This window comes from Ruegeria sp. AF8 (assembly GCF_056541825.1).
Window position 1 is genome coordinate 19,548 of sequence record NZ_JBQFYW010000017.1, and the last position, 23,894, is coordinate 43,441.

The window sequence follows — 23,894 nt, forward strand, 5'->3', positions numbered from 1 at the left end:
TGGGGGCCGAATGACCGAATCCCGTGCCGGCGACCTGTTCCAGCCAGGTGATCTGGTGAACAACACATACCGTATCGAAGCGATCCTGGGCCGGGGCGGAACATCGGATGTCTATCGGGCAAAGTCGGTAATATCGGGCCGCCAGGTCGCGCTCAAGGTTCTGAAAGCCGAGTTTTCGGGCAACGACGACTATCTGGTTCTGCTGACGCGCGAAGAGGAAATTCGCGAAATCAGGCACGATGCGGTGGTGCGGTACTCTGAAAACCATCGGACGGCCGAAGGTCACGTTTATCTGTTGATGGACTATGTGGACGGGCCGGGACTGGACGAAAAGCTCAAGGAAGGTCCAATGTCGCCTGCAGATCTTCTGACCATTTGCACACGCGTGTGCGAAGGTCTTGAGGCGGCGCATGCCCGGAATATTGTCCACCGGGATTTGAGCCCTGACAATATCATCTTGCGTAATGGCGATCCGGCGCAGGCCGTGATCATTGATTTTGGTATCGCCAAAGATACCAACCCCGGCGCCGAGACAATCGTCGGCAACGAATTTGCCGGGAAGTATGCCTATGCGGCCCCCGAGCAGCTTTCGGGCAAGACAGATCCCCGGACGGATCTTTACTCACTAGGTGCGCTGCTGCTGGCGAATTTTCGTGGTAAGTCACCGGATATCGGACGAAACCCGATGGAGGTGGTGGAGAACAAGAAAAAGCCATTGGACACGGATGGGGTGCCCGAGCCGCTGAAGTCAATCATTGACAAGATGGCCGCCCCCAACCCGGATGACCGCTTTCAAAGCGCGTCCGAAGTGTTGCAGGCGCTGTCCAACCGTAAAACTGATCTTGCGGCGCCATTGGAAGATGCCACAATCATAGTGCCTCGAAGTGCTGAAAAGCCAGGGCAAGCCACGCCGGAAAGGGAAACGCGACCGTCGCGTCCTGCGCCAAAGGCAGAGACGTCCAAATCCCGCGGCGGGTTCGTCGCGGTTCTGGTCGTTGTGATTCTGGCACTGGCCGGTGCCGGAGGATACGTGGCAGGGCTTTTTGATGACTTGATGGGGCCATCCTATCCGCTAGCCAGCCCATATACGTTAATTGTCGAGACACCGGAAAACGGCGTGCCGCGCGCGATTGGCAATGTGCCGTCCGAGCAACTCAAGGAAGAACTGACCGATATTGTAGAAAACAATGCGGGTTTCGCCCAGCTCACCCTGTCATCCGGCGACATTGCCGACACCTGGGGTGCAGACGTGCTGGCTGCGGTCCAGGCGCTTGAACCTTTGGATTCCTGGAGGCTGGAGCTCAACGGAAATGAGGCCGATATCAACGGTCTGACCGGAGACAGGGAAATTCAGAAACAGGTCGAACAGGTATTTCGCACCGGATTGCCCGGAGGATTGCAAGGCGATGTTTCCATCGATTTCACTGAACTGTTTTTGTCGGCAGACGCCATCACACCGGTTCTCCGGGAATTTGCCGATTGTGGTGAACTGGCGCTGGTGAACCCACCAACCGCCGGTTACGGCCCCGAAAGCCAGATACTGGCCAAGGGAACCGTGGCTACAGCTCAGACCCGGGCGAACCTTTTCGACGCCTTGCGCGCCGTCGCAGGAGAGCGTCCGGTAACCCTTGACACCAATGTCCTGAATCCGACCTTGTGCCTGATCGAGAACTTCCTGCCGGCGGCACCCGCAGGTGAAATCGGCATCGATTTCAGCAATGGGGAAGCGGGCAACGCCCCCAATCCCACCGGGGATTTTGTTGTGGGGGAAAACCCGGTGATCGACGTCGTACTACCGGACGATGCGCGGGATGGATATCTGTCCGTTTCCGTGCTGGATGTGTCCGGGAATGTGTTCCACCTTTTGCCGAACGTTTCCCGCCAGAACAACGACATCACGAAACTTCGCGACGGGCAAAGCGGTCCGTTATCCGTCCGTGTCGCCTATTCCATTGCCGAAAGTCAGGAGACCGGCGGAATTGCATTTCAGGTGGATGACAGCACGCTTGGCAAAAGCAAGGTGATCGCCATTCACTCGGATGAGCCGCTGTTTGAAAACATGCGGCCAACAACGGAATCCGCTGTGGGGTATGCCGAAGCGCTGCGGGATCAAAGCCGAAACCAAAGCGCGCAAATTCTGTCTCTGGACAGTCGGATCTTGACCACGCTCAGCAAGTGAAGCGTACCAATCCGCTGGATTTCTGATTACCGGATTACATCAACCACGATGACTGAAATGTTGTCGGCGCCCCCGCCATCCAACGCCAGCTGAACCAAACGGTCCGAGATGGTTTCAATCGGCATTTCCGACGTGGCGCGCTTTAGCGTTGCGAATGTTGCATATTTCGTCAGCCCGTCGGAGCACAGCAGAAAGCGGTCCCCAGGTTGCAGTGCGCCGCGAACCTTGTCGAGTTCCAGCGTGTCCCCCACACCGACGGCGCGGGTGATAGCGTTGGATTGCGGATGTTGCTCGGCTTCGTCCCAGGTCAACTGACCGGCCAATACCAACTCGGCGACAAATGAGTGGTCGGATGTCAGCATCTGGATTTCACCATCCCGCAGCAGGTAGATTCGACTGTCACCCGCCCAGAGGCCGACAAAATGGCCATTGGCCATCATCAGCGCGACCACCGTTGCGCCGATCGTCTGCCCACCCCTTGTCGAAGCTTCTTTTTGTATCCTCTCATGAGCGTCGCGCAAGATGCCGCGAAGAGCATGCAATTTTTCTGACGGGAGCAAGCCCGACGGAATAGCGGCCACCATGTCCGCTATCAGACGGCTGGCAAAATCCCCGGCGGCATGCCCTCCCATACCGTCCGAGACCAGCCAGATACCTTCATCCGGCAGGGCAAGAACCGCATCCTCGTTGACTTTGCGTTTCAGCCCGACATGCGTGCGTGCGCTGTAACGTACCCGGGAAGAAGTAGTCATGCAGGCCCTGCCTCGGTCCAGATTTCGGCATGAAGGTCGAACAAGCCTTGCACGTTTGATCCTGCCGGTAAACCTTCACAGACCATCATGCGGGAACAGTCCTGAACGACTGTGCTCCAAATACTCGGACTGCGAAATGAGCCCGACATCAACCCGGATGCCAGATCGGGCAGGAAATGGCCCTGCCCCGTTTCCTGCCGAAAAAGGAAGCCGTTGTTGGATTTTTGCAGAGTTGCGGCTGGCCGAGAGAGTGGAGCGACAACTTCGTTCAAAGCTGCGCTCAGCCTGTCACGGGTCATGTCATCTTCGAGCGCTGCAAGGGCGAGGTTTTCCAGAATCTCGAACACTCCGGTTCCCTCGAAATGATCGAGAAAAGCACTGCTGGTGTTGTTCAATGGTGCGGCAAGTGTCAGTGGGAACCGGCGGCCCACCCGGTCGACCGAGGGCATCAACACTCCGATGATCTTTTGCGGTCCGGCCAATCCCGGCGCCAGACAGAAACGCCAGATCGGTGCGGACATATAAAGTTCGTCCCAGCGGCCGGAATTCGCACCGGCCCCTTGCAACAGACAATGCTGCAACCACTCGTCCCAAGCGGCGACAAAGGCCTGGGGCAGGTTCAGGCGGAAAAAGTCGCCTGCCGATGGCATCTTGCCGAATGCTCCGAACCCCTGCTGCGGCATCAGAACGACTTGGGACAGCGGAATTTTGAAAGCGCTGGCAATGCAAACGGGTTGATCACCGAACCCGACTGCAACTGAAAGATTGCTATTCGGCCTCCGACATTGAAGATCACTTTCTTGCGGTCGGACACATTGGTGCGGCGCACCTCGGCCGCATCCAGCAATCTGAACCAGGCCCAGGGTCCATCGCGGCCGAGAACGCTTTCGATATTCTTCTTTTGCGGATCGAAACTGACCCGCGCAAGCCCGACGGGCCCCGGCCAAACGACCGCCATGGGGGATGGAAGACCGCCACGGTGGCGGAACTCCAGCGCCTGACCATCAATTTCCAATGTTACGCCTTTTGCCTTGGGGTCCAGCGCTTCGGGCATGATCTGGAAATTTATTGCCGGTTGCGGGCTGTTTGCAAAGAACGCTTCGCGGATTTCAGCAGCGTATTGCAGTTGTTGCAACACCGCCTGACTGATGCCCAAATCTGTCTGGTTCAACCCAGTTTTCCATGTCCACGGGCGCGTGCGCATGTCTACATGCTTGATCAGATTGTCGGTCATGAACGTGTCGATCATCCCGCCGGGGCCGAACAGTTTCGCAAAATCACCGATCGCGACATCCGCTCGGGCACGGCGGTCAAACGGATAGCGGTTCTCCAAAACCTGCTCGCAGAACGGCAGTACATTGGCCTGCCACCGCGCATTGATCGAGGCACGGGTGCTGTCGGTGGTGATGCCGGATGACCCGTTGACGATCTGGGTGGCCCAACGTTCCATCGGTCCCGGAACCCGGGCTGCTTCTTGCTGGAACCGCTGCATCGCCTGACCTCCATCCGCCCCGGACACACCGCTGAACGATAATTTGTTGAGGTCCTGATAGACTTCGGTCAGAGACCCCATCAGCAGATCCAGCTGCGATGGCTGCGCCTCTGGGCGCGCGGTCAGCTGGTGCAGCCAATCGAACCGATCCTGAACATAGGTGCCCGGGGGTGCGATGGGCTGTGCGCCCTGCCCTGTCGCGGTCTTGGCCAGCGCCTCCAGCAAAATCTGGGTCTGGACCGATGTGTTGGACTGCAACTCGATTCCGGCCACGGTAGACAACTTGTTGCTGACCTCTGTATCCGCCAGCGCCGAGCGGTCCTCGGTCAGCCGGGTCTCGTCGGATATCGCCGTCAGAATATTCACAATGGGCGAGGTCGGACCGGACAGGACATTGGTGACTTCGACGGCATGGCTGAGCGATTCCATCGGGATGATATCGATGTCACCCAGAATGGCATCATAGCGGGCGATGTAGTCGTTGTAATACAGGTCCAGCACATCACGGCTGAGTGCGGCAAGCGCAAGTTCCGTCTGCTCGGCTTCGCCGCGCGGACCCAGCACCCAACTTTCCCGCTGAACGCGCTTTGCGACGCCCACGGCCTCACCCAGGAAAACCTCATTAAAGCCGCGATAGGTAAATATCCCTTCGATCCCGGAATTCAGAGGCTTGCCGGAACTGCGGACCAGAACCCGGGTGACTGCGGGGCCGCCAACTTCGGTCAAGCGCCATTCGGGTAGCGCTGTTGATACGGGACTGGCGATGATCCCATTGTAAACCCTTTGCGCTAACGGCATCTCGGACAAGATACCCTGAATCTGCGCGACCATGGGGCCGTTCAAAGCAATCTCTTGCATGGGTTGGCCGAGCAATGCATCCAGATGATCGTTCAGATCGTTCCTGAGCTGATCGCGCGACGGGCCGGGATAAGATACGGTCCAGTCAATATTCATCCATTCCCGCACCAAGTCCTTGTTCATGGGGCCTTGCAACCCAAGCATCAGATAGACCTTGAGCGCCTCGTACAGGACATCAGGATTGTTGATATTGGCTGCCATCTGCTCTTCCAGCCGCAAAAGCAACCGCGGCAAATAGCGCCGGTTCAGAGCGGCGCGATAGGTTTGCGCGGCCTGGGTGCCAATCACCTCGCCCTGATACAGACCATATGTCAGTCGGCGTTCAGGATCGGGGTCGTCAAGAACCGGATTTGCAGGCATGTCGCGCAGATTGTTGAGCGCCTGCACCACGGGGACAAGATCGGTATCCCCAACCGGGCTGGGCGGAAGCGTTGCGGCGGCGGCCTGATAGGCACCAACACTGTCCTGTGCGTCGGTAATCAGGTCGGCATTCCCCAGATAGCTGCGTACAAGCAAAGCACCTGCCCCAATTGCCGCCAAAATGGTCGCCGCGATCGAACCCCACTTGACGACCTTGTATCGACGCTCGACCTTATCATCGGCCGACACCAGTCCCGCCTCGCGAAAGATCACGCCTTCGAACAAGCGGGTCAGGAAATAAGACCGTCCGGTCCCCTGCCCCGACCCGATGGCTTGCCGGCCAATTCCGAATGTCCGCGCCATACCCAGCATGAGGCGGTCGATGGGCGTTCCTTCCTGAGTTCCCGATGTGAAATACACGCCGCGCAGCATATGGCGATGCTGATAGCGGCTTTCCTGAAAGACTTCATTCAGAAATTCCCGTGCAACCTTGCGGACAGAGGCGACCTGAACCGGGAAGCCGGCGACAAGCGCGCGCCGTTGTGGATCGGTTTCCGTCTGCATCCGTTCCAGAGACTGAGCATTCAATTGCTCCAAAAGGCCTGCAAATTCTTCGTCAAAGGCGACAACAGGAGAATGCTCGCCCTTGGCCTGGTCCAGCGGCAGGGTAAATCCCCAGACCTGCTCGCGTTCTTCCTTGCCCAGATTGTCAAAGAACTCGGCAAAGCCTGCAATTAGGTCGGCCTTGGTGAACAGGACGTAAATCGGAAACCGCACGCCGAGCTTTTCGCGCAGCTCTTCCAGACGGCGGCGAACTGCCTTGGCATGCTCTTTTTGCGTCAACTCGTCCTGCAGCGACAGATCACTCAGGCTGATGGCGATCATCGCACCGTTGATGGGCTGACGTTTTCGGTACTTCTTGAGCAACCCGAGAAAGCCTATCCACGCCGCATTGTCGATTTCGGCATCGCTTTCCTGCGTCGTATAGCGGCCCGCAGTGTCGATCAGAACCGCGTCTTCTGTAAACCACCAGTCACAGTTTCGAGTTCCTCCGACCCCACCAATTGCGGTCTTGCCCATTTCCTTGGCCAGAGGGAAATTCAGGCCGGAATTCACGATGGCCGTAGTTTTGCCCGCGCCCGGCGGGCCGATCATCACATACCAGGGCAGTTCATTCAGATGCCGGCGACCGTTTTTGGATTTCCGTAGCTCGGACATCGCCTTTTTCAACTTGGAGCGCAATTCTCCGATTTCGGAGCCGATCATGTCATCGGTTTCGTCAACCGTTTCCACGATTTCTTCGGTCATTTTCTTTTCGCGGCGCCGCCGGACGAAGAAAATGATCAACATGATCAGGAAAAAGAAGCCAAAGATCGCCCCGCCCCAGATCAGGCGCCTGGCCAGGCTATCGAACGGACGCCACTCATCCCAACCGATCAAGGGGCCGAAATAGAACAGGCATCCAGCCAGAACAACCGCGACAACCAGCAAGATGGTATAGATCGAACGGAACAGTGGCATGACAAGTCGGTTGATCAGCATCAGTTCTGCTCCTGAACCAGCAAGACTTCGATTCTGCGGTTTGCAGCCCGTCCTTCGCGGGTCGAATTGTCGGCAATCGGCTCGTTATCTGCGCGGCCTTCGGCGCTGAGTCTCGAAGGATCACGCAAGGCCCCGGCCATTTGCTGCATCACGGATTTGGCGCGCGCCAGTGACAGATGCATGTTCGAGGGAAAGCGCGAGGATCGGATCGGAACATTGTCGGAATGCCCCGCCACAATGACCGGACCCGGTTCGTCGTTCAGTGCCGCAGCGACACGATTGACAGGGTCGACGAAAGCGTCCTGCAACTGGTCCGAGCCTGAGCCGAACATGCCCGATCCGGTAATCCGGATGACCAACGTGTTGCCGGCTTCGAAGACCTTGACGATCCCCTCTTCGATTTCGGGCTGAAGGAACTCGGCGACCTTTTCCATCTTGGCCTGTTCCGGCGGTGGAGGCGGCGGCGGCGGGGCCCGGCGCTGCAGTTCGGCGACCGGTCCGGAATCGATCACCGAAAGTTGTCCGATCAGATTTTCCGTTTTGGAAGACAAAAAATAGGAAAGCCCGGCAAATTCCGCCACCAGAAGTGCGGCGGTAACCGCAACGGCGATCCAGACGGGTTTCCATGCGCTGAGCGCGCGATAAGGTTTGTCTGCACCTTCCCAATGCGGGGACAGGTCATGTTCAAGCGGGCCTCGTTGCGCGCGAATAAGCCGGGCAAGACCAAGTCGAATCTGCAGATGCCTGTCGGTTCCCCCCTGTTCGACACGAAGCCTGCCTTCGAACCCGAGGGACAGGCACATATAGACGAACTCCAAAAGCTCGATATTGGTGCTGGGCTCTTTCTCCAGCCGCGCCAGCAAATCATAAAAGCGGTCCCCGCCCACCGTTTCGCGATGGAAAGTTCCGACCAGCGACTGCGTGGCCCAGCTGGACTGCTCACCCCAAGGCGTGTTCAACACCACGTCATCCAGCGTTGCACAGATGGCATAACGCGCAATTTTCACGGTCTGCGCCGGTATCCCGGCCTGAAGTGCCGCGTTTTCAAACGCGCGTACTTCCGCCACCACGCTTTGCCGCAGCTTGTCCGGGTCCATGTGCTGTGCCCGATTGCGAATGCGGCTGATCAGGGAAAACAAAGGGGTCGCACAGGCATTCAACCGGTTCATGCCGGTCATGACCACAGGTTCCGCCGGACGTGCGGATTGCTGCTGTGCGGTGCGCGACTGTGGGATGCCATAGGCATCGCCACCACCCGGCGGTGCCGGTTGCGCGTCGACCTGAGGGGCCGCGGGTTGCTGCGGTGCGCCATGCACCGTGCGTCGCCCCCCCGGATTTGGACGTATCACTGTCTTGTCGGTGTCGTTCGGTTCTGCGAACGGATCGTCATCTGACATAAAGCTACACCTGATCTTCCCGAGCTTTCCCTGCCAGTCTGGCCCAGAGGGATCACTCTATCAAATGAAAACAGCGCGACGCCTGGTTGGCTGCTTATTGGTTGCGAATGGCCCAAAGCTCCATCGTGAGCCCCGGATATTGGCCAGAAACATGCACTGCGATGCCGCCCGATGTGGTCATCTTGTTCCAATACGGGCTGGCCGCGTCCAGTTCGAAATAGACGACACCCGAATGATACGGGATCTGGCGCGGCGCGACCGGCAACGGCCTGAGCGTGATGCCGGGCAAGGCCGAGTTTACGAGTTGTCGGATTTCCTCGACCGGGCCTGTCTTGGCCTGACCTGCAAAATGGCGGCGCACATCCTCGGCCGGGATATCGGCGCTGACCGCCAGAACAAACCCCGCATTGCTGATGAGCTTGCGGTCGGCGATGACACCGACGCTGATCCCGTATTTGCGTGGTTCCAGTGGAATTGAAATCGCGGTCTGTTCCAGAACCGAGCTTAGATATTGCCGCAATATGCGGATCACCGGCGCAAAAGTGCCGGTCAGCTTGTCGTGTTGATAGGGCTCAAACTGCGGAGCTTCTTTCTCGGCACTCATGAACGTCGCCAGTTCACCGGCAAGCGATGCGCAAAAACGATAGGTCGTTTCGGGGTGGGTATTCTCGATATTGGCAAAGTGCCGGACCGTCGGCAGCGCCCGGTTGATGGTCATCAGCAACAGGAAATCGGATATTTCCGCCGCGCCCTTCGCGGGGCCGCCCTCGGACAGGCGGCCGGCCAGTGCCTGCATCCTGTGGGCAAGCATCCCTTCCAACTCGTTCATGAACCCGCTGAGAGCCGGCGCTGCGCGCAGGTCCAGACAGCTTGGTATAAAGCCCCGATCCAGAATGATCTCACGATCCGGGCGTACTTCGATGATGCGGGCAATCGGAATGGCCAGACGGTCCGCCAGGTCGTCAACCTCCAGCGCGAATTGCAGGCGCAATGTGCCTACACCGATAGTCACCGGTTTCTTCTGCTGGCTCATCACGTCGGTGACTTCGTGTTCCGTTGGACGCAGGCGGCTGGCAGATTGTTCGGCACCCGACAAATCGACCTCGGACGCGCCCTGGCGGCGCTGCGGCACAGTCAGGTAGACCACGCAATCTTTGATAGTTTCCGGCACTTCCAACGCCGGCGGATGGGCATCGGATTGCGGTATCCGGAAAACGGTTCCGTCCTGGGTCAGCCCGGAGCAGGACTTCAGCGCAATCTGACCGACCTTGAGAACCTCATCGTCAAGTTCCAGAGAACTGACGCCCCAGGCACAAGGCGTGATCCGTCGGGCCAGCCCGGCGACCAGCGCCTCGGTATAGCGGTCGGCCTGCTGGAAATGGTGGGGTTGCAAAAACAACCCCTCGGTCCAAAGTACCTTGCTGTCCCAGGACAAACCCGATCCTCCCTCATTCTATGCCGCCGCATTATCGACATTGCGACGCTATTTCAGTTTTTCCAACTGCTCTTTGTAGGCGCGCGCAAACTCGCGGCTGAACAGGTCGTGGAATTCATTTTCAGCCTGATCGGAAATTTCTTCAAAGAGATTTTCGTAAGCTTCCCAATAACGTGCCTTCTTACCTTTGAAGAGCCCTCCAAGCGCGCCAGAGCTTTCGATCTTTCCGGCGACCTCATCCGGGCTGAGTTTGGCCAGAACCCCTTTCAGGGCGGCCTCCATACCGGTGACCATCGCAACCTCGTGCGCCTTGATGTCCGTCAGCGCCTGTTCGGTCGCCTCTTCCGAACCCAGATATCCACGTGCACGCGGCTTGACCATCGCTTCGATCGCCTGCTCAGGGCTGATCGAGAATTTCAGAGGATTGTTCCCGCCCGAGCTGATCATAGTTTGATCGATGCGAAACTCGCTTTTGATCGAGGTTCGGGTCATCAGGATTTCCCTCAGACCCGTGATCATCGCGCGCAGAACACGCCCCATCCTACCCATTGTGGCGGGCAGGTCGGCATCGTCTATCCTCAGTTCTTCGACTTCCAGCGCCTCCAGAAAAGCCCGCGCCGCCGAATGGTCGACGGGTTGCCCGGATGTCTGGGATGGCGCAGGGGGCGCCTTTTCGGGGGCATGCATCCCCGGGGTCGGTTCCGGTGGCCGCTCCGGCGCTTGTTGAGGTGGCGGAGATTCAGCGAAAGGATCGCTCGGTGGTGCCTGCGGCGAAGCTGACGGAGACAGCAGATCTTCTTCCCAGTCTTCCGGGATAAAATCTGCGCTGGCAGTGGGAGAGGAAAATGCGTCCTGCGCCGAAGGATTATGTGTTGCCTCGCTTGCCCCCTGGTCGGCATGCGGATCGGAAGGTTCACCAAAGAACGGATCGTCGTCTTCCAGCGGTGGCAGCAATTCATCCATCGGGTCCTGCCGTTCAATCTGCGAATGCCCTTTGGGGCCATCGCCTGAGCCCAGAAGATCATCCAGAAAATCGCCCTCAGGTCCCGCATCGTCCAGCAATGCCAACGGGTCGGGGGCGTTCTGCGCCTGCCCGTGGCTTATGCCGCCCTGATCCAGCGGCGCCGGGATCGCATCTTCGAACGAGCCCTGCCCGGTGCCGATTTCGACTATCATTTCATAATTTCCGGCGATCAGTACGTCGCCATTGTTCAGCGGCGTCGGCGTGCGCCCCAAAGGATGTTTGGAATAGTTCAGAAAGGTTCCGTTGGTGCTCAGATCGACGACGACGACGTTGCCGTTGTGGTCTTCGACCACAAAATGGTTCTTCGAAAGCATTCTGTCCGGGTCGGGCAACACCAGATCGTTCGTTTCGGCGCGACCGACGGTCAAAGACCCGCCGCGCATCGCGACCGGACGACCGTCTCCCGGCACCGTTCCCGTGGACTGAAATTTCAGCGTGACAGACATGCTTTGTGATCAACCTCCTACCAGAACGGTAAATTCACCTTTCACGATCATGCCGCCACAGGCGACATTGTCCATGACCCGCGCGGCGGGCAGCTTGCCTATGAGAACGGTAGCCGAACCTTTGATGATCGGATGCGGCGCAGCGGGTGTTGCCAGGTCGGTCAGTCGTGCTGCGGGCAGTTTCCCCACCAGAACCGTGGTCATGCAGGGCGGCATTATCGGCATCGGAGCCGGAACCGGCGAAGGTGGTGCCGGCGGTGGAGCCAGCAGAACGCAGGGGTGCAGGTCGGTTACTCTGGCTTGCGGGAAACCCATGTTCAGCCCTCCTGTGTTTCGATCTTGCCGTTTCCACCCTTGGCGATATTGACTGCGCGGTCGATAAGCAACTGCAGATACGCTTCAAAATCATCTTTATGGTGTTCCAGCGCTACCAGATTCATCGCAAAGGCAAGGATCTCGCCTGCGCCGGGCGGGGCCGCGTGTTCTGACAGCTCACCCGGCCCCAATGTACCATCGGAATAAACCACTGCCTGGGCGCATTTTGCGGTTTCGTCGTCCAGTTCGGCGGTATCCACCGCCGCCGCCGCCTTTTCACGATTTTCAGCCGACGGGCGAAACACCCACTCTTCGGCGGCGGCAAGGGATGGGGTGTTGTTGTCCGGAGCCGGGCCAATGATATCGCGGGCCGCCAGACATGCCCACCAAATCCGTTCGCGCGGCGGCAAGAGAACCGACATCAACCTCAATATATCTATCGGTGCGGCCTTTTCCTCCAACTCGGCCAGAACTATGTCCGGCATGGCGCTTGCGGGCGTTGAAAGGCTGGTTGTCAGCTTCGCATTCGCGCCAGCCAGTATACGTGCGGCCGGTTGTTGCGGCACCTTGGTCAAGTTTTGCCATTTCGAGGTCATGATCAAACCCCTCAATTGATCATCGTTAAGCCACCCTTGAGCGTCAGCATTCCACTGCCCTCAACGGTGGTCATCGGACTTTTCATATCGGCCTTCGCGGTGCCCTCTACCGTGATCATCATTCCCTTTACTGTAACCCCACTTGGATCGAGTTTCACCGACGATGAACCGACCTTCAATTCGATCGATTGCGCCGCCGTCATGGTGATCTTGCCTGCGCTGGCGTCGACCGTGATATTGCCCAAGCTAACGGTGGTTTCCTTGTTGCCCTGCTTAATCGTCTCGGAATGATCACCGGTAACGGTGCGCGTCGATTTACCTTCGATGGTTTCGGTCTGGTCGGTCTTGATCGTGACAGTCTGGCTGCCGGTATTGATGTCGAAGGTCTGATCCCCCTGTTCGATCGTGATCGCCTGATTGCCCTGTTCGATCGTAAAGGTGTGATTGCCTTCCTTGATGGTCTCGGTAACGTGGTTGAACACCGTCTGGGTCAGATCGCCGGCGTCTTGTTTTTCCATGCCGATGGTGATCGTGGCGTTGTTCTTGACGATCTGCTCATAGTCTTTTTCCGCCTGAAAACGGACCAGTTCAGCATCTTTCTTGTCCTCGAACATCAATTCATTGAACCCATCTCCGCCTTTGGACGAATTGGATTTGATGCCCGATTGAGTGGCATTGGCCGGAAGCTCGTAAGGCGGAGGTGTTTCCGCATTGTAAAGCATGCCCGTGCAAATTGGCCTGTCCGGGTCGCCCTCTTCGAACTGGATTACGACTTCCTGGCCGATACGCGGAACATGCACCATACCCCAGTTCTTGCCCGACCATGGGGTCACGACCCGCACCCAGCATGTCGTGTTCTCGTCCATCTGGCCATCGCGGTCCCAATGAAACTGAACCTTGATCCGACCGTGTTCGTCGGTCCAGATCTCCTCGCCGGATGGGCCTGTCACAATTGCCGTATGCAGCCCACTGATTTCGGGCCAGGGTGTCGTCAGCGGTGTGCGGTACGGCTCCGTCTTGGGGATGGCCTGAAACTCGTTGGAATAAAGCTCTTTGGCTTCTTTGGGGAACGGGAAGGCGTCTTTTTCGATGTCCTTGCGTTCGGCATCAGCGGTGTATTGACCCGGCGCCTGCATGAAGTGGACGGCATTGATGACAAGATAGTCGGTCGCAGTATCCTGAATTTTGAGGTTGTCGGCGTTATCAACCTGAAACGTCCCACCCACTGCCATGGTACGAACGGTGGACGCGCCCTTCCAGGTTGCGAATTTGACCGCCTCGGCCTCCATGCGCACGCGGGCGCGTGTCGAACCCAAACCCGTGTCCCGCCGATAGTGGCCGGGATAGTCATAATTCTCTTTGTTTTTGTAGCTGTGGCTGCCCTTGGCGATATTGCTTGCCACGGTCAGATCCGCAGAGGGGGTTTCCATGTCGAAATCCCTAAGCGTCACTGCCCCGCTTGTGATCTGCTGATTGCTGGTCATTTCAAAGATGTGATCACCCCGGCGTGCCGAACTTGCATCACGATCGAAGAATTCCGGTTTCGGAGTTTCGGGCAAAGCCGAATGCGCCCCGGACCCATCGGCAATCACCAGCGTTTCGCCCGAGCCGTCGGAATCCGCGTGATCAAAGAAAAAGTACATGCCCTCCTCTTCCATCAACCGGCAGATGAAGTCGTAATCCGTTTCGCGGTATTGAACACAGTATTCGCGTTCCTGATACGTTTCTGATGTCGATTTGCGAGTGCGTGATACACCGTGGTCGTTCAGGATTTCATCAATGATGACAGGCGCGGTCTTGTTCTGGAATATTCTGGAATTCCGCCGCCGGGTAAGCAACCAAAGCTTGGGCCGCAGTTCCAGGTCGATCATTACGCCACCGGCAGCAATATCCACGACTTTGGCGCTGACCACCATGCCGGTGAACAGCCGTTCGTTGCCCTCGCTGGTTTCCAGATGGATGGTCATCAGCTTGCCGAGAAATTCTTCAAGTTTCACGTCGAATTTGGCCCAAACGACTTCTATTCGCGTTTCGGTCAGCTGGCTAATACCATCAAAAACGACTGCGCGACGAAGTTCGCAATCCTCTTTCGCGAAATCTCCGGTGACCCAAAGCAGCTTTTCTTCTCGGGTGTTGGCCATTTCATCTCCTCTCCCGGCTTTCCAGCATCGGGTGCAGCGTCATCACGGGTTTAAAGATCATCCAAAAGTGCCGCGAGGTCGGCGTCAATATCGTCTGAATCCGTATCCTCGGTCGTATCATCCGCGAATTCTGCCAGCAGATCGTCCAGGTCACTGAGCGCATCATCTTCATTCATAGAGGGTTCGCCCTGATCCTGCGATTCACCTTCTTGTGGCTTTGGAATAACGGGCTGGGGTGGCGAAGGTTCTGGCGGTGGCATTCCCGTCCAGGGGCCCAAAATTTCCTTTCCGGCCACCGAATTGAACGACCCCAACCTGATCTCGTCACGCCCTTTGACCGACAATACAGGCATGTAACCCCGATTGACCGAATGTTCATGCTTGGCCAGCGAAAGGTTTCGTTCCGTACAAGGCAGGGCAACCTGATCTCCGTAGCGGTCATTGACGAAATGATAGGGCATTCCCCCAAGGCTCATGATCTGCCCCAATCCCATTGACGGGCCGTTTTGTTTGAACGAGCGGGCGAGCAATATCAGAACCAGAACCGCCGGATTGGCCCAGAGCATTCCGCGCAGCCCCTCGGACATGGTGAATTCTTCGAACTCAAACTCATAAATGGGTTCGGATTTCGCGCCATAGGGCCGCCGCAACAGAAAACGCGGCGAGGCCAGGCCCAGATGCCCGGCTTCGGGCATCGCCCGCAGCGTATCCCAGGCCTGCGCCACCAATGGGTGCCTGTCCTTGGCATCGATATCCAGATAGGCGGGCGTGACGGCACTGAAAAAAGGCGCGTCGATATGGGCGGCAACGCGTGCGAAGCGGGCCAGAATTTCTGCATGGGGCGGAGTTTCCTCAAAGGTGTAAAGGCCAATCAGGGCAGAATAGCCGCCGCGCCCGTTCTCTTCGTCCAACGGGTCTTCGGTCAGCAGACGCACGATGCCTGCCTTGGACAGATCATCCTCGGTCGCCAGATCCGCCGCGATTTCATCGGCGGCAATATCGTACAGCATAACCTCCAGCGTATCGTCGGTTTCGACACTTCGGGCAATCAGGTCGAGCGACCGCCATTGCGACTCGAGCGATTGAAATTCGGGGTGATGCAAGACCAGACGCATGGCCACGCTGAACGCCTCGTCCACTGCGTTTTGCATCGCGACCGTATCGGCGTCAGGCAACTGTCTGATATGCGGCCCGACGATACGGGCCAACAGATCGTCCAGCGGCGATGCCTGTGCCAACTGGTCAGAGGTATCCCCGATCAGCTTTTGAAACTCGCTGAGTTTCCGGTCTGCTCGCACCGTGTTGCCGCCCGAGCTTTTGCGCGGTGGCGCGATGGCCTGACCGAACTGCTCGCCCCAGGCGGCCAGTTGTTTGGCGGCATTCTGAGCCGTCGCGCCAGAGGACAACTGACGCTTCAGGCTCGTCAGGCCTTCGAACAGTTCAACTTTCTCGAACAACTCGTCAGGGTGCAGGTCGTCAAGCTCGTCCAATAGAACCTCGATCCCGGCCCCGTCCTTGCCGATGGGCAAAACGAGCTTGGTTGCGAACCGTTTGATTACATCCTCGACAGTATCGGGGTCGAGCAGGATTGGCTTGCGACCGGCCAGAGCGTCACCAATCTCAAGATCACCGCGCGCCGCGCGTCCCGAAAAATCGCCAAAGAGGGCTATGCGAAAACGTTTTCGGTTCAGTTTTTGCGGTTCCGGGCGGTCGGCGCTCAATGTGCCAAAGGCGAATTCCGGATCGGAACCCTTTTGCGTACTTTTTGAGACGGCGGATGGCTGGTCATCCAAAGCCTCGGCGTCCAGATCACCAAGCAGATCGTCAAGCTCCGAACCACTAGTGTCATCCTCCCCGACCACGGCCAGAACCTTATCAAGGTCCGCAGGTTCATCATCTTCCAGTGCCGACAACAGGGCATCAAGATCGTCATCGGTGTCTGCTTGCCCGGCATTCTCCTCTTCGGCATCCGGCATCAAGTCATCCAGATCGTCCAGGTCGTCAGACGTATCCTCGTCTTCGGCGATGTCCAAATCCGACAGCAAGTCACTCAGGCCAATGTCGTCCTCTTCATTGTCCTCGATGGCTTCCAGTTCGTGCAGCAAGGCCTCTTCATCCTGAGCGCTCGGAGGCGTTTTCGCCGCGTCGACGTCATCCCCCAAATCAGTCAGATCGGCCAACAGATCGTCCAGTTCGTCATCCGCATCCGAACCTTCATCGGGTTCGATATCGACCGCTGCGGTTTCTTCACCCCCAGTTTCCGGCACCGATTGCTCGTCAGATACGTCCGGCTCGTCCAGATCGTCGAGCAAATCATCCAAATCGGAAAGCGCATCGGCGGTGGGTTCTTCAGCTTCATCTTCCGTGCCCAAAAAATCATCCAGCAGATCGTCAATCGACGTGTCGGTTTCTTCGGCTTCCGCTGTCTCCGGCAGGTCATTCGTTGTTTCTTGCAGTTCAGGCCCGGCTGACATTTCCGATTGATCTTCCGACAGGTTCAAATCGTTCAGCAGGTCATCTTGTTCGTCAAAATCGTCGGAATGGTTTTCGTCTGAGGCATCCAAATCGCTCAGAAACTCATCAAGATCGGTTTCCTCTGTCGGTTCTTCCGTCGATTCCGACCCGGTCAGGTCGTCCAGAAGGTTATCAAGTTCCGTTGCCAGTTCCGGCTCGGCCCCTGCCTCGGGCAAGGAAGGCAGGGCGTCGTCCAACGGTGCTGTTGGGTCCTGTGAATCTACGTCAAGATCCGGCAAGGATGCGAGTATGTCATCCGCGACGTCTTCCTTTGAGGTCACCTCCGGTTCAGGAATGGAAGACAGTACATCCGCGGCCGTTGTGTTCTTGTCCTCTTGCTCCGGCTCATCATCCAAAAGACCTTCCAAGATGTCGGCGGCTTCAGTGTCAGGTACGGCGTCTTCCAGTTTCTCCGATGACCGCAAGGCGTCTGAAATGGAAATCTCCTCGCTTTCGGCGTTTTGTCCGCCGTCGGCCAGATCTTCGAGAATGTCGCGTGGCTGTTTTCTAGCCTCTATGTCTTCAATATCGGGAAGCGATGACAAGGCATCGTCAACGAACGTATCCTCGTTCTCAGTTTCGGTCGTCGAATCCGACAAATCTCTGAAAATATCGTCAAATTCATCTTCAACATCTGCCGGTTCGATTTCGGGCAGAGAAGACAACGCGTCGGGAACAGATGTGTCTTCACTTTCCAATTCTGACACGTCACGCGTCAAACTGTCGAGAGCACCGTCCAACGAATCCGTATCCAGCGGTTCTTCGATTTCCGGCAAAGATGACAGCGCGTCAGACACAGATGTGTCTTCGATTTCCGCCGGCGCACTCGACAAGCCTTCACGAATATCAGAGTATTCATCGGTGTTGTCAGAGTTATCGGACTCTTCGCGTTGCGGCAGAGAAGACAAAGCATCCGCCATCGACGTATCTTCGGCCTCAACTTCGGTAGGGACCTCCGCCAAATTGGCAAGAATCCCATCCGAACCAAGGTCTTCTGAAACGTTCTCGGCGTCAGGCAGGGACGACAGAGCATCCGCGACGGATGTATCTTCTTCCGGGATCGGAGCAGATTCTGAAAGTTGTTCCAGAACCTTCGCAGAGTCGTCTTGCTCTTCCGAAATCTCAGCGTTTGGCAAAGATGCAAGCGCATCGGCTACAGAGGTGTCCCGGTCCTCCGCTTCAGGAGCCTCGTTTGTCAGATTTGAAAGAATGTCGGCAGAACCGTCATCGTCGGTTGCTTCGACTGCCTCCGGCAGGGATGCCAGCGCCTCGGAAACGGAGGTGTCTTCAACCGTTTCAGCGACGTCGGCAGTCCTGAGCGCCTCGAGCGCCTGGGCTTGTTCGTCTTTCTCCGGCTCTTCAGGTATGTCCGCAGCTCGCAAAGATTCCAATGCCGCGTCCTGCAAGGCCGGGGTTGTGTCTCCGGACGCCAGCGAAGCAAGCAATGCCGGGTTGGCAAGGATTTTTTCGATCAGGGCCTCGGCACCAGCCTTGCCGTCCATATAGGCCATCAGGTTGGCCAACTGCATGCGCGCCGCAAGCAGCTCCTTCAAGGGTTCGATCTTCGCAGCGATCGCCGCCGGTGAAAAATCCGCCATCTTCTCGAAGGTAAGATCGACGGAAAGATTGCCCTCTCCACTCAGGGTATTGGGAACCGCGAACGCAACGCGTGGCGCCATCGCCTTCATTCGGTCGTCGAAATTGTCGACATCAATCTCCAGAAACTTTCTATCCGATATCGGCGGTTGCCCGGTTTGTGATTTCCCGCTTAGATCGCTCAGCACGCCCATGACGAAAGGCAACTGGACCTTTTTCGTCGCTCCATAAAGTTCCACGTCATATTCGATCTGAACCCTTGGTGCCCGGTTTCGTGCAATGAACTTTTGAGAACTGTCAACCATCGGTGCGTCCTTTGAGTTCGGCCACTTCCCGCCGCAACGCACGCAGTTCGTCATGCATTGCCAGGACGTGTTCGTCCACAATGTCGGTCTCGCTGCGCACCAGTTCGCGGATGTTCTCGAATTCGACTTCGGCTTCGGCCTCCACTGCGGATTGCATTGTGTTCACCAGAAGACCGATGAAAAGATTGAGAACCGAAAATGCGGTTATGACGATGAATGGAACGAAGAATGCCCAAGCAAAGGGAAATTCCTCCATAACGGGGCGGACAATCCCCATCGACCAGCTTTCCAGCGTCATGATCTGGAACAGCGAGTAAAGCGAACGGCCGAGCGTGCCGAACCATTCGTCGAAAACCCCACCATACATCAATGTTGCCATCACGCCAAAGACATAGAACACGATGGAAATCATAACGATCACGGCACCCATTCCAGGCAGGGCGTCCAGCAGCGCCTGAACCACCGCGCGCATCTGCGGGATCACCGACAACAGGCGCAAGGACCGTATCACGCGCAGACCCCGAAGAGCGGAAAGGCCGGACCTGTCGGGCAGCAGACCCAGACTGACCACGATCAGGTCGAACACGTTCCATGCATTGCTGAAGAACCGCCACCCGTAAGCATAGAACTTGATCAGCAACTCGATCACAAAGATCGTAAGAACGATCCTGTCGATGGTTTTCAACAGGTCGCCGACATGGGCCATCACTTCACCTGACGTGCTCAGACCCAAGGTGATCGCGTTGAAGATGATGACACCCAGAATAGTATTGGTGACCGACCGCCGCTCGATGAACTCCCGGGCGCGGTCCCGTAGGGTCATTTCGGAGTGGATCTGTCTGTCCATATTTCTGTTTCCTTCCCTTAGGCGCGAAAAGGTTTCGGGTCAGGTCCGGTCATCTCCACATCAGGCAACTGCAGAGGCGACATTGTCGACAAGGTCTTTCACATCCTTGATGGCATCGATGATGCCCTTTCCTTCTTCCGCGATTGTCAGTTTTTCCAGATCCTTGATTTTCTGGATCGTGGTGCGGTCGTCAATTTCCAGACCGTTGCCTTTCATCATCTCCTGAATTTCCTCCAGGAACGCCTGACGTTCCGCCAGTTTCTTGTTCATAGCCGCGCCCTGACGTTTCAGTTCCATGCATTTGGCACCGATTCTGACACCATCCTTGAGCGTCTTCTGCTCTTTCATCTTTTTCATCAGCTTGTCTGCCGCCGCGCCCAGCTTTTCCGATTTCTCAATCGTTTTGGCAGTGTGATTGCGATAGGCGACCCGCGCCTTTTCAACATCGCCGATCAGGCTTTTGACCTTCTTTACCGCAAACTCAAGGACACTTTTTCCGATGGATTTTATGTCCCGTCCCTTGGTGATCTCTTCGCCAGCCTTTTGCGCGCCCGACAAAGTGTCTTTGATGGCCTTCATCGGGTTCGAAAAATCCTTGGCCATGACGTCGTGCAAGCCCTGCCGCTCCAGGGCCTGCTGCACAGAGGATTCCCGCAGTTTGATAAAGGTGGCTAGCCCTTTTTGCAGATCCTTGCGAAGCTTGGCCTCGTTCTTGAGTTGCTGATTGACTTCCAGGCCCAACTTGGCCACTTCGACAACGATAGTCTTATACGATGTAACGTCCGCCCCGGCTGTTGCCACCAGCTTGGCGACGGCACCTGAAATCTTGATAACGCCCAAGGTTGTTTTCACCGTGGTCTTGATCCGGGTTTCTTTCAACAAAGCCTTGAGGTTTTTGTCTTTCTTGACTTCCGCTTCGATGGCCTTCTGAGCCGCCGGTTCCGCGCTGGCCAGAGCATTCTTGATGCTCATGTTGGTCTCGCGGATCATTTCCTCGGCTTGTTTGAGGCTCTGCTTCGACGGCTCCTGCATGAGGTCGTCGATTTTCTTGTCCAGCCGGACCGCTTCATCCTTGATGACCTTTTCATAGTTCAGCATCACCGCTTCGGCGACAGCCTTGTAGCGGTTCATCGACGTGCTGGGCACTTCGGAGGGCTTCTTGAGTTTGTTCGTCCGGGTAATCTCGATCAGGACGTCGGCACGGTATACCGGGATTTCGATGTGCTTCAGCTTGGGCTTGTTTCGAACCAGATCGACAATCGGCAGTTTCGCCGTCGTGACTGTTGATTTGGACATTCGTTTTAGTCTCCCTGTGATCTTGCTTGCCGAACGGGGCTTGGTGTCGTCGACTTTCTATCGGTTTTCGTCGTTGCCATCTTAGTCAAACCGGTAAGTGAAGTCGCCGTCAGTGAGGTCGATCACAACTTTGGCCACCTCTTTTCCTTCCATCATACGACGCAGGAATTCGGTCGAGATATCGGGTAGCATGGTGTTGGTCACGATCGCGTCGATCATCCGTCCTCCGCTGTCGAGTTCCTGGCATCGGTTGACGATTTCTTCGACCACCGCATCCGAGTATTCGAACGGCACGCCATGCGCTTCCTGAACCCGCTTCTTGATCCGACCCAATTGCAATTTGGTAATCTCGCCCAGCATGTCCGGGGTGAGCGGAAAATAAGGGATTGTAACCAGACGCCCCAGCAACGCGGGCGGGAAAACCTTGAGCAGCGGATCGCGCAGCGCCTTGGCCAGACCTTCGGAATCAGGCATCAGATCGGGATCGGCGCACATATCCATGATCATCTCGGTGCCGACATTCGAAGTGAGCAGAATCAGCGTGTTCTTGAAGTCGATCAGACGGCCTTCGCCATCTTCCATCACGCCCTTGTCGAAAACCTGAAAAAATATCTCGTGCACATCCGGGTGTGCTTTTTCAACCTCATCCAGCAACACCACTGAATAGGGTTTGCGCCGGACGGCTTCGGTCAAGACCCCGCCTTCACCGTACCCGACATATCCGGGGGGCGCACCTTTCAGCGAACTGACAGTATGGGCTTCCTGATACTCGCTCATATTGATGGTGATGACGTTTTGTTCGCCGCCATACAGCACCTCGGCCAGCGCAAGGGCCGTTTCGGTCTTGCCGACACCACTGGTGCCAGCCAGCATGAAGACACCAATGGGCTTGTTCGGGTTGTCGAGCCCCGCCCGGCTGGTCTGGATACGTTTGGCGATCATCTTCATCGCGTGATCCTGGCCGATCACCCGTTGCGCCAACCGCTCTTCCAGGTTCAGGATTGTCTCGAGCTCGTCCTTGACCATGCGGCCGACCGGGATGCCGGTCCAGTCGCCCACAACGCTGGCCACAGCCTGATGGTCGACAATCGGCAGAATCAGGGGGCTGTCGCCCTGCACTTCTTCCAGCTCCTTGTTTCTGGCTTTAAGATCGTCCAGCAGCCCGGCGCGATCTTCTTCGCTCAACGGGCTTTCGATGCCTTCTCCTTCGGCAATCGGTGCGTCAACGGGAGCACCGCCTTCGCGCAGTTTGGCTCGCAGGTTCAGAATTTCTTCGACAACTTTCTTCTCACTTTCCCAGCGCTGGGTTAGTTCCGACAGCCGCGCCTGTTCCGCCTCTCTGGCAGCGGCCACCGCGACGCGGCGGTCAGCCACATCGTATCCGGCGGTTTCGTCGCGTTCGATGATTTCCAACTCGGTCGTCAATGCCTCGATCCGGCGTTGACTATCATCAACCTCGGCCGGAACCGCGTGCTGTGAAACAGCAACTCGGGCACAGGCGGTGTCCAGCAGGCTTACCGATTTGTCCGGCAATTGCCGTGCCGGGATATAGCGGGCCGACAATGTCACAGCGGCTTCTATCCCCTCGTCGAGCACTTGCACCCGGTGGTGTTTTTCCAGCATCGAGGCGATGCCGCGCATCATCAGAACAGCCTTTGGAATATCCGGTTCTTCCACATGCACGACCTGGAACCGGCGGGTCAGCGCGGGATCTTTTTCGATGTATTTCTTATATTCCGCCCAAGTGGTTGCGCCGATGGTGCGCAGAGTGCCGCGCGCGAGGGCTGGTTTGAGCAAGTTTGCCGCATCACCGGTTCCGGCAGCACCGCCCGCGCCGACGAGTGTGTGTGTCTCGTCCACGAACATCACGATCGGCGTGGGGCTTGCCTGAACTTCGTCGATGACTTGCCGCAGGCGGTTTTCGAACTCGCCCTTCATGCTGGCCCCGGCCTGCAAAAGACCCACATCCAGCACCAGAAGCCGCACGTCCTTGAGAGCCGGGGGAACGTCTCCACGGGCGATCCGCAGTGCAAACCCTTCAACCACGGCGGTTTTGCCCACCCCGGCTTCACCGGTCAGGATCGGGTTGTTCTGCCGCCGCCGCATGAGTACGTCAACGATCTGGCGGATCTCCTCGTCACGCCCCACAATCGGATCAATCTCGCCTTTTCGGGCCTGTTCGGTCAGATCGGTGCAGAACTGTTCCAGCGCCTCGCCCTTGCCCATTGCACCCGGGGCCATCGCCCCGCTCGCCTCTCCCGGTTCGGCCCCGCCACCGACTTTCGTGCCGTCCTGCGCGCCCAGGCCGGCCTCGGGCGAACCGTCAGTGGCTGCTTGGAAATTGTCGGCCAAATCGTCGGGTCCGATGTTCCCCAACTCGGGTGACATGGATTTCAGAATGTTACGCAAGGCAGGCGTTTTGAGCATTCCCAATATCAGATAGCCGGTGCGCACCTTGCTGTCGGAATAGAGCAGCGAGCCCCAGACCCAGCCGCGCTCCATCGCATCCATCAGGTGATCGGACAGATCCGAAATCGACGAAGCCCCACGTGGCAGCATGTCAAGTGAGCGGGTCAATTCCGAAGCGATCTTGCCGGGATCAAGGTTGTAGTGCTGGATGATCCGATGAATGTCGCTGTCCTGTGTGTTCAGGATCTGATGCAGCCAATGCTGGACCTCTACATAGGGATTGCCCCGCATCTTGCAGAACACGGTCGCCCCCTCGATTGCCTGATACCCCAGCTTGTTCAACTTTCCGAAAAGCGCCACGCGGCTGATTTCTGTCATGTCGAGTTCCCT

14 protein-coding genes and 1 pseudogene are annotated in these 23,894 nt (G+C 57.2%); 1 reads left to right on the forward strand and 14 read right to left on the reverse strand.

What is annotated here, in order from left to right; translation table 11 throughout:
* Positions 1 to 10 precede the first annotated feature (10 nt).
* On the forward strand, positions 11 to 2,179 hold the full coding sequence (locus tag ACR0AO_RS20095; protein ID WP_480607633.1) for a serine/threonine protein kinase: 2,169 nt from the start codon (positions 11 to 13) through the stop codon (positions 2,177 to 2,179).
* Between the two features lie 26 nt (positions 2,180 to 2,205).
* Here ACR0AO_RS20095 and ACR0AO_RS20100 read toward each other — a convergent pair whose 3' ends face one another.
* The 14 genes and pseudogenes from ACR0AO_RS20100 to tssH form a co-directional block, all read right to left on the reverse strand.
* Positions 2,206 to 2,931: a PP2C family protein-serine/threonine phosphatase gene (locus ACR0AO_RS20100; protein WP_480607636.1), complete on the reverse strand. Its 726-nt coding sequence runs from the start codon at positions 2,929 to 2,931 to the stop codon at positions 2,206 to 2,208.
* Positions 2,928 to 3,614, reverse strand: coding sequence for a type VI secretion system-associated protein TagF (tagF, locus tag ACR0AO_RS20105; RefSeq protein WP_480607639.1), 687 nt, complete (start codon positions 3,612 to 3,614; stop codon positions 2,928 to 2,930). Before tagF ends, ACR0AO_RS20100 begins: the two co-directional genes overlap by 4 nt.
* The gene (gene tssM / locus ACR0AO_RS20110) at positions 3,614 to 7,183 is read right to left on the reverse strand and encodes a type VI secretion system membrane subunit TssM (protein ID WP_480607642.1); all 3,570 of its coding nucleotides are present in this window, start codon (positions 7,181 to 7,183) and stop codon (positions 3,614 to 3,616) included. Before tssM ends, tagF begins: the two co-directional genes overlap by 1 nt.
* Positions 7,183 to 8,580 (reverse strand): type IVB secretion system protein IcmH/DotU, encoded by a 1,398-nt coding sequence (gene icmH / locus ACR0AO_RS20115; RefSeq protein WP_480607645.1) that lies wholly within the window; start codon positions 8,578 to 8,580, stop codon positions 7,183 to 7,185. The genes tssM and icmH overlap by 1 nt, the downstream gene beginning before the upstream one ends.
* A gap of 94 nt (positions 8,581 to 8,674) precedes the next feature.
* Positions 8,675 to 10,015, reverse strand: coding sequence for a type VI secretion system baseplate subunit TssK (gene tssK, locus ACR0AO_RS20120; RefSeq protein ID WP_480607648.1), 1,341 nt, complete (start codon positions 10,013 to 10,015; stop codon positions 8,675 to 8,677).
* A 48-nt stretch (positions 10,016 to 10,063) separates the two neighbouring features.
* On the reverse strand, positions 10,064 to 11,485 hold the full coding sequence (gene tagH, locus ACR0AO_RS20125; RefSeq protein WP_480607650.1) for a type VI secretion system-associated FHA domain protein TagH: 1,422 nt from the start codon (positions 11,483 to 11,485) through the stop codon (positions 10,064 to 10,066).
* Positions 11,486 to 11,494: 9 nt separating this feature from the next.
* On the reverse strand, positions 11,495 to 11,800 hold the full coding sequence (locus ACR0AO_RS20130; RefSeq protein ID WP_480607652.1) for a PAAR domain-containing protein: 306 nt from the start codon (positions 11,798 to 11,800) through the stop codon (positions 11,495 to 11,497).
* Between the two features lie 2 nt (positions 11,801 to 11,802).
* Positions 11,803 to 12,396, reverse strand: coding sequence for a DUF6931 family protein (locus tag ACR0AO_RS20135; protein WP_480607655.1), 594 nt, complete (start codon positions 12,394 to 12,396; stop codon positions 11,803 to 11,805).
* 11 nt (positions 12,397 to 12,407) lie between these two features.
* A complete protein-coding gene (locus tag ACR0AO_RS20140; protein ID WP_480607658.1) occupies positions 12,408 to 14,537 on the reverse strand; it encodes a type VI secretion system Vgr family protein in 2,130 nt (709 codons plus the stop codon).
* Between the two features lie 50 nt (positions 14,538 to 14,587).
* Complete coding sequence (locus ACR0AO_RS20145; RefSeq protein WP_480607799.1) at positions 14,588 to 17,971, reverse strand: type VI secretion system contractile sheath domain-containing protein; 3,384 nt, start codon at positions 17,969 to 17,971, stop codon at positions 14,588 to 14,590.
* A 504-nt stretch (positions 17,972 to 18,475) separates the two neighbouring features.
* A pseudogene (tssB, locus tag ACR0AO_RS20150) lies at positions 18,476 to 18,952 on the reverse strand (type VI secretion system contractile sheath small subunit); the annotation flags it as partial.
* On the reverse strand, positions 18,945 to 19,799 hold the full coding sequence (locus ACR0AO_RS20155) for an ion transporter (RefSeq protein WP_480607661.1): 855 nt from the start codon (positions 19,797 to 19,799) through the stop codon (positions 18,945 to 18,947). The gene ACR0AO_RS20155 and the pseudogene tssB, both read right to left, overlap by 8 nt.
* A 60-nt stretch (positions 19,800 to 19,859) precedes the next feature.
* Positions 19,860 to 21,095, reverse strand: coding sequence for a hypothetical protein (locus ACR0AO_RS20160; protein ID WP_480607663.1), 1,236 nt, complete (start codon positions 21,093 to 21,095; stop codon positions 19,860 to 19,862).
* Positions 21,096 to 21,176: 81 nt separating this feature from the next.
* Positions 21,177 to 23,882 (reverse strand): type VI secretion system ATPase TssH, encoded by a 2,706-nt coding sequence (tssH, locus tag ACR0AO_RS20165; protein WP_480607666.1) that lies wholly within the window; start codon positions 23,880 to 23,882, stop codon positions 21,177 to 21,179.
* Positions 23,883 to 23,894 lie beyond the last annotated feature (12 nt).